The 16,340-nt window shown below is 69.7% G+C and carries 16 protein-coding genes; 7 read left to right on the forward strand and 9 right to left on the reverse strand.

Annotation, left to right across the window (positions count from 1 at the left end; genetic code table 11):
- Nucleotides 1–268 precede the first annotated feature (268 nt).
- The gene (locus Pmi06nite_RS09430; protein WP_505881100.1) at nt 269–1,375 is read left to right on the forward strand and encodes a DUF5919 domain-containing protein; all 1,107 of its coding nucleotides are present in this window, start codon (nt 269–271) and stop codon (nt 1,373–1,375) included.
- Here Pmi06nite_RS09430 and Pmi06nite_RS09435 read toward each other — a convergent pair.
- The 5 genes from Pmi06nite_RS09435 to Pmi06nite_RS09455 all read right to left on the reverse strand — a co-directional run bounded on the left by Pmi06nite_RS09435 (nt 1,365) and on the right by Pmi06nite_RS09455 (nt 6,727).
- Nucleotides 1,365–3,224 (reverse strand): AfsR/SARP family transcriptional regulator, encoded by a 1,860-nt coding sequence (locus Pmi06nite_RS09435; RefSeq protein ID WP_203952517.1) that lies wholly within the window; start codon nt 3,222–3,224, stop codon nt 1,365–1,367. The genes Pmi06nite_RS09430 and Pmi06nite_RS09435 overlap by 11 nt on opposite strands.
- 70 nt (nt 3,225–3,294) lie before the next feature.
- The gene (locus Pmi06nite_RS09440; RefSeq protein WP_203952518.1) at nt 3,295–3,912 is read right to left on the reverse strand and encodes an FMN reductase; all 618 of its coding nucleotides are present in this window, start codon (nt 3,910–3,912) and stop codon (nt 3,295–3,297) included.
- Nucleotides 3,909–4,985, reverse strand: coding sequence for an LLM class flavin-dependent oxidoreductase (locus Pmi06nite_RS09445; protein WP_203952519.1), 1,077 nt, complete (start codon nt 4,983–4,985; stop codon nt 3,909–3,911). The genes Pmi06nite_RS09440 and Pmi06nite_RS09445 overlap by 4 nt, the downstream gene beginning before the upstream one ends.
- 110 nt (nt 4,986–5,095) lie before the next feature.
- Entirely contained in the window at nt 5,096–6,106 is a 1,011-nt protein-coding gene (locus Pmi06nite_RS09450; RefSeq protein ID WP_203952520.1) for an aldo/keto reductase, read from the reverse strand.
- A gap of 174 nt (nt 6,107–6,280) precedes the next feature.
- The gene (locus Pmi06nite_RS09455) at nt 6,281–6,727 is read right to left on the reverse strand and encodes a MarR family winged helix-turn-helix transcriptional regulator (RefSeq protein WP_239113781.1); all 447 of its coding nucleotides are present in this window, start codon (nt 6,725–6,727) and stop codon (nt 6,281–6,283) included.
- 60 nt (nt 6,728–6,787) lie between these two features.
- Here Pmi06nite_RS09455 and Pmi06nite_RS09460 point away from each other — a divergent pair, with 60 nt between their 5' ends.
- Both Pmi06nite_RS09460 and Pmi06nite_RS09465 read left to right on the forward strand, forming a co-directional pair.
- Nucleotides 6,788–7,162: a hypothetical protein gene (locus tag Pmi06nite_RS09460; protein ID WP_203952521.1), complete on the forward strand. Its 375-nt coding sequence runs from the start codon at nt 6,788–6,790 to the stop codon at nt 7,160–7,162.
- Nucleotides 7,163–7,181: 19 nt separating this feature from the next.
- Nucleotides 7,182–7,517: a YrdB family protein gene (locus tag Pmi06nite_RS09465; RefSeq protein WP_203952522.1), complete on the forward strand. Its 336-nt coding sequence runs from the start codon at nt 7,182–7,184 to the stop codon at nt 7,515–7,517.
- 52 nt (nt 7,518–7,569) lie between these two features.
- Here the strand turns inward: Pmi06nite_RS09465 and Pmi06nite_RS09470 are convergent, their stop codons facing one another.
- Nucleotides 7,570–8,478, reverse strand: a complete 909-nt coding sequence (locus Pmi06nite_RS09470) for a tetratricopeptide repeat protein (protein WP_203952523.1) — start codon at nt 8,476–8,478, stop codon at nt 7,570–7,572.
- Nucleotides 8,479–8,677: 199 nt separating this feature from the next.
- Between Pmi06nite_RS09470 and Pmi06nite_RS09475 the strand changes: the two genes are divergently transcribed.
- Complete coding sequence (locus Pmi06nite_RS09475) at nt 8,678–10,351, forward strand: M16 family metallopeptidase (protein WP_203952524.1); 1,674 nt, start codon at nt 8,678–8,680, stop codon at nt 10,349–10,351.
- Here Pmi06nite_RS09475 and Pmi06nite_RS42560 read toward each other — a convergent pair.
- The 3 genes from Pmi06nite_RS42560 to Pmi06nite_RS09485 all read right to left on the reverse strand — a co-directional run bounded on the left by Pmi06nite_RS42560 (nt 10,323) and on the right by Pmi06nite_RS09485 (nt 11,310).
- Entirely contained in the window at nt 10,323–10,448 is a 126-nt protein-coding gene (locus tag Pmi06nite_RS42560; RefSeq protein WP_275409554.1) for a hypothetical protein, read from the reverse strand. The genes Pmi06nite_RS09475 and Pmi06nite_RS42560 overlap by 29 nt on opposite strands.
- 29 nt (nt 10,449–10,477) lie before the next feature.
- The gene (locus Pmi06nite_RS09480) at nt 10,478–10,768 is read right to left on the reverse strand and encodes a hypothetical protein (RefSeq protein ID WP_203952525.1); all 291 of its coding nucleotides are present in this window, start codon (nt 10,766–10,768) and stop codon (nt 10,478–10,480) included.
- An 89-nt stretch (nt 10,769–10,857) separates the two neighbouring features.
- On the reverse strand, nt 10,858–11,310 hold the full coding sequence (locus Pmi06nite_RS09485) for a carboxymuconolactone decarboxylase family protein (RefSeq protein ID WP_203952526.1): 453 nt from the start codon (nt 11,308–11,310) through the stop codon (nt 10,858–10,860).
- A gap of 94 nt (nt 11,311–11,404) precedes the next feature.
- Between Pmi06nite_RS09485 and Pmi06nite_RS09490 the strand changes: the two genes are divergently transcribed.
- The 3 genes from Pmi06nite_RS09490 to Pmi06nite_RS09500 all read left to right on the forward strand — a co-directional run bounded on the left by Pmi06nite_RS09490 (nt 11,405) and on the right by Pmi06nite_RS09500 (nt 16,300).
- On the forward strand, nt 11,405–14,221 hold the full coding sequence (locus Pmi06nite_RS09490; RefSeq protein WP_203952527.1) for an AfsR/SARP family transcriptional regulator: 2,817 nt from the start codon (nt 11,405–11,407) through the stop codon (nt 14,219–14,221).
- A 196-nt stretch (nt 14,222–14,417) separates the two neighbouring features.
- A complete protein-coding gene (locus Pmi06nite_RS09495) occupies nt 14,418–15,314 on the forward strand; it encodes an ABC transporter ATP-binding protein (protein WP_203952528.1) in 897 nt (298 codons plus the stop codon).
- The gene (locus tag Pmi06nite_RS09500) at nt 15,311–16,300 is read left to right on the forward strand and encodes an ABC-2 membrane transporter-related protein (protein WP_203952529.1); all 990 of its coding nucleotides are present in this window, start codon (nt 15,311–15,313) and stop codon (nt 16,298–16,300) included. Before Pmi06nite_RS09495 ends, Pmi06nite_RS09500 begins: the two co-directional genes overlap by 4 nt.
- Nucleotides 16,301–16,340 lie beyond the last annotated feature (40 nt).

Consider the following 16,340-nt stretch of genomic DNA (forward strand, 5'->3'; position numbering starts at 1 on the left):
CGTCCGGGAGTCCCGGTGATCATCGGGGTGGTTCGCCGGTGACGTCCGATGCTCTAATGACTCCATGCGCCGCAGTCTCATGAAGTCCTTTGTTAATGCCCTTCGTGATGAAAACCTGGACCTTTACATCCTCGTGTTCGCCGCCCTTGTTTTCACCGTGCTCGGCGCGGTGAACATATCCAGCGTGGCGACCCTCTCATCCGTCACATTAGGGGCGCTCGCATTCTTGGCATTGTCTCAAGTCCGGTCGCGGAGATATGTCGCTGAGATGGCGAGGTCTCGTGAGATCGATCCCTTGGCGATCCTGCGTACGGAGTTTCCGGCCGACCTCGTCCAGCGTCGTGCGTCGGCCACGCAATATCTGTACATCGGCGTTTCCATGGCCCGGACCGTTCAGACGATGCGAAACGATCTCCGCCGACTGCTCCTCAACGGCGCGAAGGTCCGCGTCCTCCTCCTGGACCCCACCGATGAGACGTCGCTTCGGCACGCCGCCGCCCGGGCCGGGAGCAACGCGGACCCCACGCGCCTGGCGGCGAGGATCAACGGATCCATCGAGGAGATCACCTTTCTGCGGGACGAGACCCACGGCGACGTCGAGATCCGCGTGCTGAGGAACATGCCCGCCATGAGCGTGAACGCCATCGACACGCAGAGCCCGAGCGGCACCATATGCGTCCAGCACTATGAATTCCGCGCGCCCGCCGAGGCTCTTCCGATCATCCAACTCGAGGGCAGGGACGGGTTCTGGTATCAGCACTTCGTGCTCGAGGCGGAGAGGATGTGGGAGGGCGGAAGCCCCTGGCCGCCTCCTCCGGGGCTTCAGCCCACCCACGCACAACGCCCGCAGTTCACGGAGACATTCGACGGCGAGCTGATCACGGCCATGGAGTCGGCGGACGAACTGCTCATCACCGGCGTGACCAGGAACACCCTCGTCCACACCAACTACGGGAACTTCGAGAAATGGCTGACGAAAGGCTGCAGGATTCGATTCCTGTTGGTCGACCCTGAATCGGAGGCCGCGGCGACGGCGGCCGACAGATATCACGCCGGGCGATCTCCGGAAAACCTGCGGGAGCGTGGAAGGAATACACTGCGCCTTTTGAGCGAACTTCGGCGTTCCACCGGAGGAGACCTCGCGGTACGGCTGACGGCACACCCGCTCGCCATGGGCCTGGTCGCCGTCGACGCACCTTTGAGCACACGCGGACAGGCGTCAGCGCTCTTCATGGAGTACTTCACGTACCAGGCGTCAGGCGAGCCGAAGTTCGTGGTGCTCCCCTCGGACGAGCGGTGGTTCGCGCATTTCGCCGAGGAGGCGGAGTCGCTGTGGCGTGCCGCGTCAGACCACAGGCTCGACCTCACCGAATGACAGCGGTCACCCGTCCGCCGAGGCCGATCCGGCCATCTTCGGCGCTGGAGAACTGGACCAGCCTGGTCAGCGCCTCCTGGCTCGCCTCGGGTCCGTCATCGACGTACGCGCGACTCTGGGCGAATCTCCGCAAGGGCTCGTGGTAGTAGTACCGGTCCAGGTCACCGGACTCCAGCAGGTGCAGGTCCACGAGGGACTCCAGCAACATGTCGGTGTCTTCGAGCGAAAGGCCGAGCGCCGCCGCGGCGGCGCCGAGCGAGACCTCCGGCCCCGCCATGGACAGAAGCCGGAACGCCCGCGCCTGCTCAGGCGACAACTGCTCCATCAGCGACATGTACGGCCGCTCGATGGCCCCGCACTCCGACGGGAGCACCGGCGAGCCGGGGGCGGGCCTGCTGAGCCTCCGCTTCGCCTCGGCGATGCTCCAGCCCGGTCGTGAGGCGATCCGCGCGCCGACGGCCTGCAGCACCTGCGGCAGGCCGGCGCTGCGCTGGACCAGCTCACGAATGTCCGCGAGTTCCGGGCGCACCCGGTCGGCGCCGATGAGCCTCTCCAGCAACGCGATCGAGTCGTCCTCGCCCAGCCCGACCAGCTTCAGCCAATGGACGTGGGCCAGGCCGTACAGGCGCTGCCGCGCGGTGACCACGACCGCGGACCCGCCGGAGCCGGGCAGCAACTGCCGCACCTGCTCGGGGTCGCGGGCGTCGTCCAGCACGACGAGCAGCCGGCGGCCCGTGGTCAGGGTCCGCCACAACGCCATCCGCTCGCTGAACGACTCGGGCAGCCCCGCGTCCAGCACGCCGACGCCGCGCAACAGCTCGGCCAGCGGCTCACCGGCCGTACGGAGGTCGACGAAGAGCTGGCCGTCGGGGAAGTTCGCGGCGACCGCGTGCCCGAGGTGTACGGCGAGAGTGGTCTTGCCGACGCCGGCGAGCCCCTCGACACCGACCACCGGCACGCTCGCGTGGGACGGGGTCAGTGCGCCGGCCATGAGAGACCGCTCCTCGTCGCGGCCGACGAAGTCCGGCAGGTCGGGAGGCAGCTGGGTGGGGCCGCGCGACGCGATGGCGGCGGTGGCCGCCGGCGCGGCGGGGGCGAGCAGCGCCGGGTCGGACGAGAGGATGCGCCGCTGCATCTCCCGCAGGTCCGGGCCGGGGTCCAGGCCCAGTTCGTCGGCGAGGAGCCGCTGTACCTGCCCGAACACCGCGAGCGCGTCGGCCTGCCGGCCGGAGCGGTAGAGCGCCAGCATCAGCAGCTCCCGCGGCCGTTCCCGCAGCGGCTGCTCGGCGATCACCTCCGCGAGCTCGGCGGCCGCTTCGGCGTGCCGGCCCGACTCGATGTCGGCCGCCGCCAGGTCCTCGATCGCCGTGAGCCGCAGTTGCCCGAGCCGTACGCGCTCGAACTCGGCGTAGTCCCCGTTGACGCCGGCGAGCGGGGTGCCGTGCCACAGAGCGAGCGCGCCGCGCAGCGCGGTCGCCGTCGCGGGCGCGTCACCGGCACGGCGGGCCTCCCTGGCGGCGCCGAGCCGCCGCTGGAACTCGGTCAGGTCGAGGTGCTCGGTCCGCAGCGCGTAACCGCCGCCGACCGACTCGATCACCGCTGCCGGGTGGCCGGGGTCGAGCGCCCGCCGCAGCCGCGACACGTACGAGCGGACCACGCCGACCGCGGCGCGCGGAGCGGCGCCGCCCCAGATCGCGGCGATCAGCTGGTCGGGCGAGGCGGGCAGGCCGGCCTGCAACAGGAGGATCGCGAGGATCGCCCGCTGTTGCGGGGAGCCCAGCTCGATCTCGTCGTCGCCGCGCCACGCGCGCACCGGACCGAGCACCTCGAACCGCAGCCGCTCGCCCACCAAGGACTCCCTCCGGAACCGACCGCATGCTCAGATCGGGCAACGGCCCAGGTCCGGCGGGTATTCCGGGTCAGCCCGCACCGAGGAGGTCGGCGAACGGCGTCGGTTCGAACGGGTCGCGGGCGACCGGCGCGTCCCGTCGACGGATCTCTCCGGCGAGCTGGGCCGCCGCCCGGTCGACCCGGTGCGCCAGAAGGTCCGGTACGGCCGCGCCGCCCCAGTCCTCCGGCGCCGCGAACACCGACGTCGGCACGACCACGCTCCGCAAGTAGGTGAACAGCGGCCGGATCGTGTTCTCCAGCACCAGCGAGTGCCGCGCGGTGCCGCCGGTCGCGCCGATCAGCACCGGTTTGTCCGCCAGCGCGTCGCCGTCCAGCAGGTCGAGGACGTCGAAGAACGTCTTGAACAACCCGCTGTAGGAGGCGGTGAACGTCGGCGTCACCGCGATCAGCCCGTCGGCCCCGATCACCGTTTCGAGCGCGCCCTTGAGGTCCGCGGCCGGGTAGCCGCTGACCAGGTTGTCGACCAGGTCGTGCGCGTGGTCGCGGACCTCGATCACGCGCACCTCGACCTCGTCGCCCAGCTCACGCACCTCGCGCTCGGCGGCGGCGGACAGCCGGTCGGCGAGGAGCCGGCTCGACGACGGGCTGCCGAGCCCGGCGGACACCACGGCGACGGTGCGCCTCACCGGTCCTGCACCGCCTTCAGCGACTCGTGCGTCGGCGGATCGGGGATGTGGGACGGGCGCAGCGCCCCGAACTCCTTGCGGAGCACGGGGACCACTTCCTCACCGAGGAAGTCGATCTGCTCCAGGACCGCCTGGTGCGGCAGGCCCATGCCGTCCACGTTGAACAGTTGGCGCTGGTAGTCGCCGAAGTGCTCCCGGAACTGGAGCGTCCGGTCGATGATCTCCTGTGGGCTGCCGACCGCCAGCGGCGTCTGCTCCATGGTCTCCTCCAGCGACGGCCCGTGGCCGTACACCGGAGAGTTGTCGAAGAACGGCCGGAACTCGGCGATCGCGTCCTGTGATCTGCGCCGCATGTACACCTGCCCGCCGAGCCCCACGATCGCCTGGTCGGCCGGTCCGTGCCCGTAGAACTCGAACCTGGTGCGGTACAGGTCGATCATCCGCCGGGTGTGCTCCTTCGGCCAGAAGATGTTGTTGTGGAAGAACCCGTCGCCGTAGTAGGCGGCCTGCTCGGCGATCTCCGGGCTGCGGATCGAGCCGTGCCAGACGAACGGCGGCACGCCGTCGAGCGGACGCGGGGTCGAGGTGAACGACTGCAGCGGCGTGCGGAACCTGCCCTGCCAGTCGACCACGTCCTCACGCCACAGCCGGCGCAACAGCGCGTAGTTCTCCACAGCGAGCGAGATTCCGTCGCGGATGTCCTTGCCGAACCACGGATACACCGGACCGGTGTTGCCCCGGCCCATCATCAGGTCGACCCGTCCGTCCGCCAGGTGCTGGAGTGTCGCGTAGTCCTCGGCGATCTTCACCGGGTCGTTCGTGGTGATCAGCGTCGTCGAGGTGGACAGAAGGATCTTGCTGGTCCGCGCCACGATGTAGCCGAGGACCGTGGTCGGTGAGGACGTCACGAACGGCGGATTGTGGTGCTCGCCCATCGCGAAGACGTCGAGGCCCACCTCCTCCGCCTTCAGCGCCGTCTCGATCATCCGCTTGATGCGCTCATGTTCGGTCGGCGCGCGCCCGGTCGCGGGATCGGGCGCGATGTCGCCGACGGTGAAGATGCCGAAGTGCATGACGTCATGAAAGCGCCGCGGCATTGACACCTTCTGCACGTCCGCATCACGTGCCGTTCATGCCTGCCGCGCCACGGGTCGGAGGGCGACCTCCCGCGAGCCGGGTGTGGTCAACCGGTGGGCACCGGGGCGTCCGGGGCGATCAGCTTCTCCTCGCGCAGTGCCGCCCAGAACGCCGCCGGGACCTTCTCCCCAAGCGCGGCGACGTCCTCGGCGACACGGCTCGGCCGTGAGGCGCCGGGTATGGCCGCCGCCGTGACGGGGTTGGCCAGGGAGAACTGCAGAGCCGCCGCCTTGATGGTGATGCCGTACTGCTCGGCGAGGGACTTGAGGCGCTCCACCTTCGCGACGATGTCGGCAGGCGCCTTCTGGTACTCGAAGTGCGCCCCTCCCGCGAGGATTCCCGAGCTGTACGGCCCGCCCACGACGATGTCGACGCCCTGCTTGGCCGCGGCGGGGAACAGCCGCTGCAGAGCGCGCTCGTGGTCGAGGAGGGTGTAGCGGCCGGCCAGCAGGAAGGCGTCCGGCTTCGGCTCGTCGAGGTCCAGGGTCAGCTCGCACGGCTCGACGCGATTGACGCCCAGGCCCCAGCCCTTGATGACGCCTTCGTCGCGCAACTTCTGCAGGACGCGGAAGGCCCCGGTGCGGGCCAGGTCGAAGGCGGCCAGCCACTCGTCGCCCCAGAAGTCCGGGGAGACGTCGTGCACCCACACGATGTCGAGGCGGTCGGTGTTCAGGCGTTCGAGACTGTCGGCGATCGATCGACGGGCGCCGTCCGCACTGTAGTCGTAGACGATCTTGTTCGGGCGGCCGTGCTCGAACAGTCCGCCCTTCTCCCCGAGGTCACGGGCCGACGGATCCTCGGTCTCATCGAGGATGAGCCTGCCGACCTTGGTGCTCAGGACGTACTCGTCGCGAGGATGCGCGGCCAGAATCTCGCCGAGCCGGATCTCCGCCAGGCCCGCACCGTAGAAGGGAGCCGTGTCGAAGTAGCGGGTGCCCCTGTCCCAGGCGGCCTCGACGGTGGCCGCGGCCTCGTCGTCCGGGATGGCGCGGTACATGTTGCCCAGCGGCGCGGTGCCGAAGCCCAAAGGGCCGGGCAGGAAGGACCTGATGCCCATGGTGGTGAACCTTTCCGCACGTTGAGAGGCTGGATGCCCCTTTCCACGTTCCATCCGCCTGCCCGTCCACGTGCGGACCCCTGATTCAGACTTTGCTCCGTCCTTGGCCTCATTTGAGCTCGTTTAGTCGCTTGATCTACGCCCGACGGGAACCAGAGGCGCGGACGCCGCCACCTAGGGGAGCCCGGCCTGCGCGGTGAGGATCCCGAGCGCCTGCTGGAGCGCGGAGATCTGATCAGGAGTGAGGGCGGCCGTGAACTCCTCGTCGAGGGCGCGGGCCGCGGCCGCGCATTTGCCCAGCAGTTCACGGCCGTGCTCGGTGAGGGTGAGCACCTGCCGGCGCCGGTCCTGCGGATCGCGGACGCGCTGAATCGCCCCGAGTGCTTCGAGGTGGTCGGCCAGGGAGACCACGAGGCTGGGAGCGACACCCATCTTCGCGGCCAGGTCCTGCTGCGAGATGGCGGGGCCGAGGGAGAGCGCCGTCATCATCCCCGCGTGCTTCAGCTTGAGGTCATAGGCCTCGATCTTCTCCGCGAACCGCTCGCCGGCCAGCGAGCCCAGGGTCCCCAGCCGAAACACGACCGTCGCCGGCAACCCGGTCGCCCGCTTGACATCGTCCATGAACGTAATGATACCTTCCCATTATCATTCAGAGTCTGAACGATTCAGAGAGAGATTGAATTGAGCACCTTCCTCACCGCTCACAACGTGATCGCCGTCGCCAACGGGGCCGTGGCGCTCTTGTCGGGGGTCTCCTCCGTGGCGGGCGTCATCAAGCCGGGGCTGGGACTGCCGAAGGGTGCGCCGATCACCGCCGGGGTCGACTTCTACGTCAGGGCGTACGCGGTCCGCGCCCTCCCACTCAGCGTGGTCGCGCTCGTGATGCTGGCGAGCGGGAGTTGGGCCGGGCTCGCCGCCATGCTGATCGTCCTGGGCCTGGCTCAGGTCGGCGATTCGGTGCTCGGCGCCATGCGGCGCAACCTCGGGATGTTCCTCGGCCCAGCGGTGAGCGCCCTCATCCATCTGCTCTCAGCCGCGTGGATCATCACTCACTGACCGGCCAAGGGAGCCTGAGATGTTGTGGACCGCCGTCAAGGACGTCGACCTGTTAGTGGCCCTGCTCCTGGAGTTGGCCGTCTACGCCTCGGCCTGCTACTGGGGATTCACCCGTAGCGCCGACTGGCCGATCAAGCTGCTGGCCGGGCTCGGGACGCCGGCCGTCTTCGTCATCGTGTGGGCGCAGTTCGGCGCCCCGAGCGCGAGCCATCCGCTGCACGACCTCGCCCGTGCCGCGCTGGAGATCTGCTGGTACGGCGGCGGGGCGGCCGCCCTCGCCGCCTCCCGAGGCCGCCGCCCGGCGATCGTCTTCGTCGCCCTCTACCTCGTCAGCACCGTCATCCAGCACCTCTGACCGCACACGAACCCCGAGGCCAGTGGTCGGGAGTGACCTCGGGTCCCGCGGGTCACCCGCGTTTACGGGCCTCCGCCCGCATCTTCTGGAACATCTCAACCGGGTCGCCGTACATCTGCCACGGAGAGGACGTTATGGATTGCCCGATGATGTCGAAATGCTCTCGAGCCGCCGTGAAGTCACCAGAAAGACTGAACGCGAAGGCGAACCAGTTATGCGAAACCTGCCCGCCGAGCCTCGGCCGGTAATCGGCATGCCGTACGGAATGGTTCGCGGCGGCGTGCAACTCGTCCCGCACCTTCGACCGGGTCATGTGGTTGTCCGGCCCGTTGCCGGACCAGAATTCGAAGTGGGCCACGGCGACCAGATGGCCGAGCGGGTTTCCCGGCGGCGATTTCGTGACCGCCTGGCGGGCGAAGGAGAACATGTCCTTGTCGCTGCCGAACCACTTGGCGCACAAACCCTGCAGCATCTGGTCGTGCGCGTATATGTGCAGGGGATGGCGGCGCGTCACCTCGTCGAAGCGCCGCCGCGCCTCAGGCTTTCCCAGTTCGAGCCCGCGAGCGGTGGTGACGAGGCCGGACCATGCGTCGACGTCGTCAGGATCCCGCCGGACGACGTCACGGAGATGGTCCTCCGCGACTTTCAGCCGTCGATGGAACTCACGGAACTGACGGGCCGTCGTCTGGGCTGAGCCCGCCCTCCCGCGTGCGTCCCACGCCCATTGGATGCCGTTCGCACCCTGCACCAGGACCGGAAGTGTCGTGTCCGGCTCGGCCGCGGTCCACTCGTCGATCCACTCCTGGACGCCGGGCGTCGTCTGACAGATGCCCAGATAGAAGGCCCGGTCGTCGGGGTCGGTGACCGTGTTCAAGAAGTCGCGGACCGACCGCCAGTCGCGTTTCTCCAATGCCTCCCGGAGCCGTGACGCGTCCGCGTCTCCGAGGCATGGGTCGAGCACCGGTTTCCGGGAGATTTTCGATCGCAAAGCGGAGAACACGCCGATATGTTACATAAGTGCACAATGTTGCTTTTGTGGCTGATGTAACAATAGCGCGTCCTTCGGTCGTACGGCCGGTTAACACCGCCGCAGCTCCCGCTTAGTCACGCCGGCTGCCGCAGCGCCGCTTCCCATTGCCGCGACCGAATACGGAGGAACAGTGAACATCGAGCGTGCCGAGATCGACGGGATACCGGTCGTCTGGACGCCATCGGGCGACAAGCTGACCGCGGGCCTGGCGTTCCGTGTGGGACGCGCGGACGAGGTTCTCGCGCGAGCGGGCATCACCCACCTGATCGAACACCTCGCGCTCTACCCGGTCGGCCAGGCCGAGCATCACTACAACGGCCAGGTGGACGCGACCACCACGCTGTTCTTCACGCACGGCGAGGCCGAGGAGATCGTGACCTTCTTCGATGTCGTCTGCGGAGCCCTTCGTGACCTGCCGCTGGAGCGCCTGCCGGTGGAACGTGGCATCCTGCGCACCGAGGCGGCCGGACAGTCGCGCGGAGTGATCAACCGGTTCCTGATGTGGCGATACGGCGCGCAGAACTACGGTCTTCCGGCCTACGACCAACTCGGCCTGGACGAAATCACCCCCGACGAGCTGACCGGCTGGGCGAGGCGATGGTTCACACGCGGCAACGCGGTCTTCTGGGTCGCCGGGGGTCCGCCGCCCGCCGGGCTGCGACTGGACCTGCCCGACGGGCCCCGCATGCCCGTCCCGGCCGCGAGCGATCTGCTGATCCGCACGCCGTCGTTCTTCCCCGGCGCCGCCGACGGCATCGGCCTGCACTCGGTGGTCACCCGTTCCGCCGCCGCGGCCGTGTACGGCCAGGCGCTGGAGCGGCGGCTGACGCGCACGCTGCGGCACGAACGCGGGCTCACCTACACGCCCGCGATCGGCTACCACCCGCGCGAGGCCAATACGGCTGAGCTGATCGCCTGGGCGGACGGGCAACCGGAGCAGATGCCCGCACTGATCGAGGCGTTCCTGGCGGAACTCGACAGACCTTTCACCGAGGACGAGTTGTCCGCGGCCACGGACGCCGTTCGCACCCAACGGAAGGAGCCCGGCGCCGAGGTCGGCATGATCGCGACCACGGCATGGGACGTCCTGCACGGAAGGGAGTGGAAAGATCCCGAGGACCGTGCCCGTGAACTCGACGCGGTCACCCTCGACTCACTGAACACCGTGGCGACGGAGGTGACGGCCAACGCCCTGCTTCACGCGCCGCATGGGCATCCGATCCCTTACAAGCGCTTCGCCCTGGCCCCGGCCAGCTCTCAGCCATGGGTGGAGGGCGTCACCCATCTGCCGGTGGATCACCCGGTCGATCCGTCCCGCTTGGTCATCGGCCCAAAGGGCGTCTCGTTGTTCGCCGCCGACGACGAGTGGACCGTGCGGTTCACCGCGGTCGCCGCGATGCTCAGCCGGCCCGACGGAGCGCGGACGCTGATCGGACTCGACGGCGTGAGCCTCTCGATCGAACCGAAGTTGTGGCGGAACCCGGCCGTTCTCATCGAGCGGATCGACGCCGCCGTGCCCGCCTCCCTCGTCGTCCACATGCCCGCCCGGGACGACAAGGAGATCCCGAAGCCGCGCACCCGGTGGCATCAGCGCGCCTGGGCACACGTGCGAGTTCTCCCGCGCCGCGCCCTCGGCCTTCTCACCCTCACACGTCTCACCGGGAGGGCTCGCCGTATCGCCATAGGGCTGCTGGTCGTCGCCGCGCTCGCCCTGCTGGTGATCTCGGCGCCCGCGCAGTCGCCCGCAGTCCTCGCGATCTCCTTGGCGGTGCTGATCAGATCCAGGAGGCGCCGGCGCTTCTGACCGCGACGGTGACGGCCGTCGGCACGTCGAACCCGAACGGCAGCTGCGCGAGCCCCCAGCCGACCACGATGACGACCGTCGCCGGCCAGAGCGACATCTGTCAGTCAGGCCGGCGATCACCGGGTCTCAGCGCTCGTCGACGACCTGGCCGTTCAGGGCGGTGGCGTCCTTGGTGAGGGCCATGGCCAGCGGCGCCTCCGGGAAGGTGGGGAGGGCGGCGAGCGCGGCGCCCAACTGCTCGGCGGTCTCCCAGTGCCAGGTGTCGGTGTAGGTGCCGTCCTCGAGCTGGATGAGCACGACGTGGGTGAGCCCGGGATGTCCCTCCCGGACGGTCGCGATCAGCGAGCTCCGGCGGGCCACGAACTCCTCCAGGTCGGCGTCGGCGATGGAGTAGCGATGCGAGCGGACGGCGGACATGTCGGTGTCTCCTTCTGCGCGTGGGCGTGCGCGTGCGCGTGCGTGAACGGGGTCGGGGGTGGGCGGGGGGTCAGGGTCGGCGGCGGGGATTACCAGCTGCCGGCGATCTGCCGGATCGGGGCGTTCAGGCGGTTGAAGAGGTTGGTGACGGCGGTCATCAGCAGGATCGAGGCCAGCTGCTGCTCGTCGAAGTGGTCGGCGGCGTTGTTCCAGACCTCGTCGGAGACGGCGTCGGCGTGGTCGGCCAGCCGGGTCGAGGCCTCGGCCAGCTCCAGCGCCGCCCGCTCGGTGTCGGTGTAGTACGGGGCCTCGCGCCAGGCGGTGACCAGGCCGATGCGCTCGTCGCTCTCGCCGAGCTTGCGCAGGCTCTTCAGGCCGGCGTCGACGCAGAAGCTGCAGCCGTTGATCTGGCTGACCCGCAGATGGATCATCTCCATGAGCTCCTGGGGGAGACCCTGCGACTGAGCGGCCTTCATCAGCTCCTGGATCGGCTGAATCGCGGCGGGGATGATCGTGGCGGGGTTCTTCATCCGGGCTTCCATTGCGTTTCCTTCGTCTCGGTTCGTGTGAGATCAGATTGACTGCCCGGATTGATAGATTCGCTATGCGCGCGCGATGCGTGGTGATGGAGGAACGATGCTGCGCTTCACCCTGCTCGGCCCCATCCAGATGATCGTCGACGGTGAGCCGCTGACGGGCATCGCCCCACGTCACCGGGCCGTTCTGGCCTACCTCCTACTCAATGCCGGCCGGGTGATCAGCATCGAGCGGCTGATCGACGCGATGTGGGGCTACGACCGGCCCGACACCGCCCGATCGCAGATCCATGCCTCGATCACCGCGATCCGCAAGGTGCTGCGCGGTGCGGGAGCCGTACGGCTCCTCGAGACGCGTGCCGGCGGCTACGTCGCGCAGCCGGAGCCCGGGCAGGTCGACGCGCAGGAGTTCACCGAGCTGGTAGCCGCCGGTGAGCTGCGCAAAGCCCTGGATCTGTGGAGCGGCGAGGCACTGGAGGACGTGCACGCGCATTACGTCACCGGCGTCCGGGAGCTCTGGAACGACCGGCGGCTGTCGGCGTACGAGCGTCTGGTGGAGGGCGAGCTCGCCGCCGGGCGGCACGGCGATCTGCTCGCCGAACTCGCCGCCCAGGTGACCGCCGACCCGCTCCGCGAGAAGCTCAACGGCCACCTCGTCCTGGCCCTGCACCGCGCGGGGCGGCAGGCCGACGCCCTGGCCGCGGCGCGTTCTTACCGTACGGCTCTCGCCGACGAACAGGGCCTCGACCCCGGGCACGCCTTCACGGAGTTGGAGCAGGCGGTCCTGGCGGACGATCCGGCCTTACGCCTGGCCGACGCGGCCCCGGTGAGTTCCGGCCCGCCGCGTCGCTCCACCTTCCTGCCCTACGACATCCCCGATTTCTCCGGACGGACCGCCGAGCTGGAGCGGCTCGTGGGCGAGCACCACGGGTCGGCGGTCGTCACGATCGACGGCATGGCCGGGATCGGCAAGACCACGCTCGCCGTCCACGTTGCCCACCGGCTGGCCGCCCGCCATCCGGACGGCCAACTCTTCATCGACCTGCAGGCCCACACCGCAGGCAGGGCGCCAATCGACGCCGCCGCCGCGCTGGAGGCCCTCCTCCGCCAGCTCGGGGTGCCCGCCGACCGCATCCCGGTCACACTGGTCGAGCGGAGCGCCCTCTGGCGCGCCGAGCTGGCCGGTCGCCGCGTGCTCGCCGTACTGGACAACGCCTTCGACGCCGAGCACGTGCGTCCCCTGCTGCCGGGGCACTCCGACACCCTCGTCCTGATCACCAGCAGGCGGCGGCTCGTCGACCTGGACGGCGCCCACGCGCTGTCGGTCGACGTGCTGGGCGAGGAGGACGCCGCCGAGCTGTTCGAGCGGATCGTGGGCGAACGCGCTCACCACGAGCCGGACGCCGTGCGCGAGGTGCTGCGGCTGTGCGGGCACCTCCCGCTCGCCATACGGATCTCGGCTGCCCGCCTCCAGCACCGCCCACGCTGGACCGTGTCCTACCTGGCGGGCCGACTGCAAGACCATCGCCGGCTCCTGGACGGAGTTTCGGCGGCCTTCGCCCTCTCCTACGAGCAACTTGACGAGGCCGAGCAGCGCATGTTCCGCCTGCTCGGGCTGGCGCCCGGGCGCGACATCGACCCGTACGGCGCGGCCGCGCTGGCCGGGATCGCGCAGGACGAGGCGGAGGAGCTCCTCGAAGGCCTCCTCGACGCCCACATGCTCCTGCAGCTCGAACCCGGCCGTTACACCTTCCACGACCTGCTCCGCGAGCACGCGCGCTCGCTCGCCGAGGACGACGACGCCGTCCTGCGGCTGCTCACCTACTACCTGCACCGCTCCCGCGCCGCGATGGACCAGCTCTTCCCCGACAGCCTCAGCCAGCGCGAAGGCATCCCCCAGCCGACCGCCCCGATCGCGCCCATCCGCGACGCCGAACAGGCGATCGCCTGGCTGGACACCGAACGCTCCAACATCATCGCGACCGCCGTCCACGGACCCGAGATCTGCCTGGGCATGCTGGCCCTGACGATGCGCCCCTATCTCGACCGGCAGGCACACCACGACGACGCGCTCACGCTCCACACCCTGGCGCTCCAGCGCAGCCGCAAGCTCGGCCACCTCCACCGCGAGTTCGAGGAGCGAGCGCTCGCCGACCTGGCGTGGACCTACTGGCGGCTCGGTGAGTACGAGCAGGCCGAGGAGCACGCCCACCAGGCCCTGGAGGCGTGCGAGCAGGCCGACCAACGGGCCCGGGCACTGCTCACGCTGGGCAACGTGGCCCTGCGCCGGCGGCAGGACACGCAATCGGAGCAGTACCTCAAGCAGGCACTCGACCTCACCAGGATCGGCGCCGACACCTGGGGCGAGGCCCACGTGCTCGGCATCCTCGCCCTCGTGCTCGACCGGGCCGCCCGTCCGGAGGAGGCCCGGCGCCATCTCGACCTGGCGCTGGCGCTCCACCGCAAGGTCGGCAACCCGGCCGGGGAGGCGGCGATCCTCAATCACCTCGGCGTCGTCCTCCGGCACCAAGGCGAGCTCGCTCAGGCACGCACCCGCCACGAGCAGGCCGCGGCCGTCTACCGCAAGCTCGGCAACACCACCGACGAGGCGGCCGCACTCAACGGGCTGGCCGAGGCGGCGGACGACCCGGTTCGGGCGATCGAGGAGCACACGGCCGCGCTCGCACTCGCCGACCTGACGCGCAACCGGCCGGAGCAGGCGCGTGCTCACGACGGGCTGGCGCGCGCCCACCTCGCACTCGGGCACTCAGAGCAGGCTTGTGAGGATGGGCGGCTGGCCCTCGGCCTTTACGGAGAGCTCGGTGTTCCGGAGGCCGAGGAGGTCCGCACCTTCCTGGAGCATGCCGGAGAGTCCGCAAGCCAGGGCAGTCCTCACCCTGTGAATCACCGGGATTAGCCCGGGGCATCGCGTCGGCCACGATCCGGGCCGGCCGATCCCGAACGTTCACACCGCTCAGGCTACGAAACCGCGGCCCGCGCACGAACCGGCCGAAAGTACGTCCCGAACCGTTCTTTCGCCCGATGTCCGGCCTCCGGCGGACTTACAGGATGAGCCTCGTGCCTGCCTCCCGACCTGCGTTGGAGTGAAACCCATGAGCTTGATCTTGAAAGCCCGGGCACTGGGCAAGAAGTACCGGCGGCGATGGGCGCTGTCGAACTGCACACTGGACGTCCCCGCCGGGCGCGTCGTCGGGCTCGTCGGGCCCAACGGCGCCGGCAAGTCGACGCTGCTCAACCTGGCCTCCGGCATGCTGACACCGACCTCCGGCGACATCGAGGTGTGCGGCGGCCGGCCGGCCGGCGGGACGGCGCAACTGGCCAAGGTCGGGTTCGTCGCTCAGGACACCCCCACCTACGCCGGGCTGACCATCGGCGAGCACCTCCGGCTCGGCGACCGACTCAACCCAGGATGGGACGCCGCGCTGGCCGAACGCCGGATCCGGCGGCTGGGGCTGGACCCTCGGCAACGGGCCGGGCGGCTCTCCGGCGGCCAGCGCGCCCAGCTCGCGCTGACCCTCGGCATCGCGAAACGACCCGAGCTGCTCATCCTGGACGAACCCGTCGCCGCGCTCGACCCGCTGGCGAGGCGGGAGTTCATGCGGGACCTCACGGATGCGGTCGCCGAGCACGGGCTCAGCGTCGTGTTGTCGTCCCACCTGGTGTCCGATCTCGAACGCGTCTGCGACCACCTGATCGTGCTGGTCGACTCGCGTGTGCAGGCGGCCGGCGACGTCGACGCGCTGCTGGCCACCCACCACCGGTTCACCGGCACCCGCCGTGACCCCGCCGGTCTCCCCGCGGACCACCACGTCGTCTCCGTCCATCACAGCGGCCGGGACACCACCCTGCTGGTCCGCGCGGACGCACCCGTCGACGACCCCGCCTGGACGGTCAGCCGGCCGGACCTGGAGGACGTCGTCCTCGCCTACCTGGGCCGGCCCGCCACCGACGGCCACAGTCCCCGATCCGCACTGGAGGCCCTTCGATGATCTGGTTGACCTGGCGGCAACTCCGCACCCAGGCCGGGGCAACATACGCCCTGCTCGCCGTTCTCGCCGTCATCCTCGCGACCACCGGATCGCAACTGCTGCACCTGTACGAGACCGCCGGCGCCGACTTCCTCACCCGGCTCACGGAGGCCGACAACAGCCTGTACCTCGTCGGCGCCCTGGCCGTGATGGCCCTTCCGGCTCTGATCGGCATGTTCTGGGGAGCCCCGCTGATCACCCGCGAGCTGGACGCCGGCACTCACCGCCTGGTGTGGAACCAGGGCGTCACCCGCACCCGCTGGCTGATCACCAAGCTGGGCCTCACCGGTCTGGCCGCCATGGCAGCGGCCGGGGCTCTCAGCCTCGCGGTGAGCTGGTGGGCCGGCCCCATCGACGCGACCGCCGACGGCAGCAGCGTCCTGGCGGGCTTCTATTTCCCCCGGCTCTCACCCTTGATGTTCGACGCGCGTGGCGTCGCCCCCATCGGGCACGCCGCCTTCGCCTTCACCCTGGGCGTCACCCTCGGAGTCCTCATCCGCCGCACCCTGCCCGCCATGATCGTCACCCTGGTCGCCTTCATCACGGTGCAGGTTGCCGTGCCTCTGTGGGTACGGCCGGCGCTCATCGCTCCTGCCCGGCTGACCACGCCCATCAGTGCCGCGAACTTCAGGCTGTGGGACGGCGAGAACGTGAAGGTGCTCATCGACAAGCCGGGAGCGTGGACCATCGGCCAGCACACCATCGACGCCGCAGGCCGGTCCGTCGCCGCTCCTTCCTGGATCCCCGATTGCCTCGGGCAGGTGCGCGCGGAACTGGACACCGGATGCCTGGACAGGCTCGGCCGGCTCGGCTACCGGCAGCTCGTGTCGTACCAGCCCGCCGGCCGCTTCTGGACGTTCCAGTGGTACGAGCTCGGGATCTTCCTCGCCCTCGCGGTGCTGCTGGCCCTGTTCTGCGCCTGGTGGATCCGCCGCCACGTGTCCTGACGTCGCTTCGACGGTTTCCAGTCCGCGACGGCACGGGTGC

The organism is Planotetraspora mira, assembly GCF_016863275.1.
GTDB lineage: Bacteria > Actinomycetota > Actinomycetes > Streptosporangiales > Streptosporangiaceae > Planotetraspora > Planotetraspora mira.

Coding starts and splice junctions, on each gene's coding strand:
- Pmi06nite_RS09430 (WP_505881100.1), top strand. CDS start 269: ATGGCGAGGTCTCGTGAGATCGATCCCTTGGCGATCCTGCGTACGGAG.
- Pmi06nite_RS09445 (WP_203952519.1), bottom strand. CDS start 4,985: ATGCACTTCGGCATCTTCACCGTCGGCGACATCGCGCCCGATCCCGCG.
- Pmi06nite_RS09450 (WP_203952520.1), bottom strand. CDS start 6,106: ATGGGCATCAGGTCCTTCCTGCCCGGCCCTTTGGGCTTCGGCACCGCG.
- Pmi06nite_RS09455 (WP_239113781.1), bottom strand. CDS start 6,727: ATGGACGATGTCAAGCGGGCGACCGGGTTGCCGGCGACGGTCGTGTTT.
- Pmi06nite_RS09465 (WP_203952522.1), top strand. CDS start 7,182: ATGTTGTGGACCGCCGTCAAGGACGTCGACCTGTTAGTGGCCCTGCTC.
- Pmi06nite_RS42560 (WP_275409554.1), bottom strand. CDS start 10,448: ATGTCGCTCTGGCCGGCGACGGTCGTCATCGTGGTCGGCTGGGGGCTC.
- Pmi06nite_RS09480 (WP_203952525.1), bottom strand. CDS start 10,768: ATGTCCGCCGTCCGCTCGCATCGCTACTCCATCGCCGACGCCGACCTG.
- Pmi06nite_RS09485 (WP_203952526.1), bottom strand. CDS start 11,310: ATGGAAGCCCGGATGAAGAACCCCGCCACGATCATCCCCGCCGCGATT.
- Pmi06nite_RS09490 (WP_203952527.1), top strand. CDS start 11,405: ATGCTGCGCTTCACCCTGCTCGGCCCCATCCAGATGATCGTCGACGGT.
- Pmi06nite_RS09495 (WP_203952528.1), top strand. CDS start 14,418: ATGAGCTTGATCTTGAAAGCCCGGGCACTGGGCAAGAAGTACCGGCGG.
- Pmi06nite_RS09500 (WP_203952529.1), top strand. CDS start 15,311: ATGATCTGGTTGACCTGGCGGCAACTCCGCACCCAGGCCGGGGCAACA.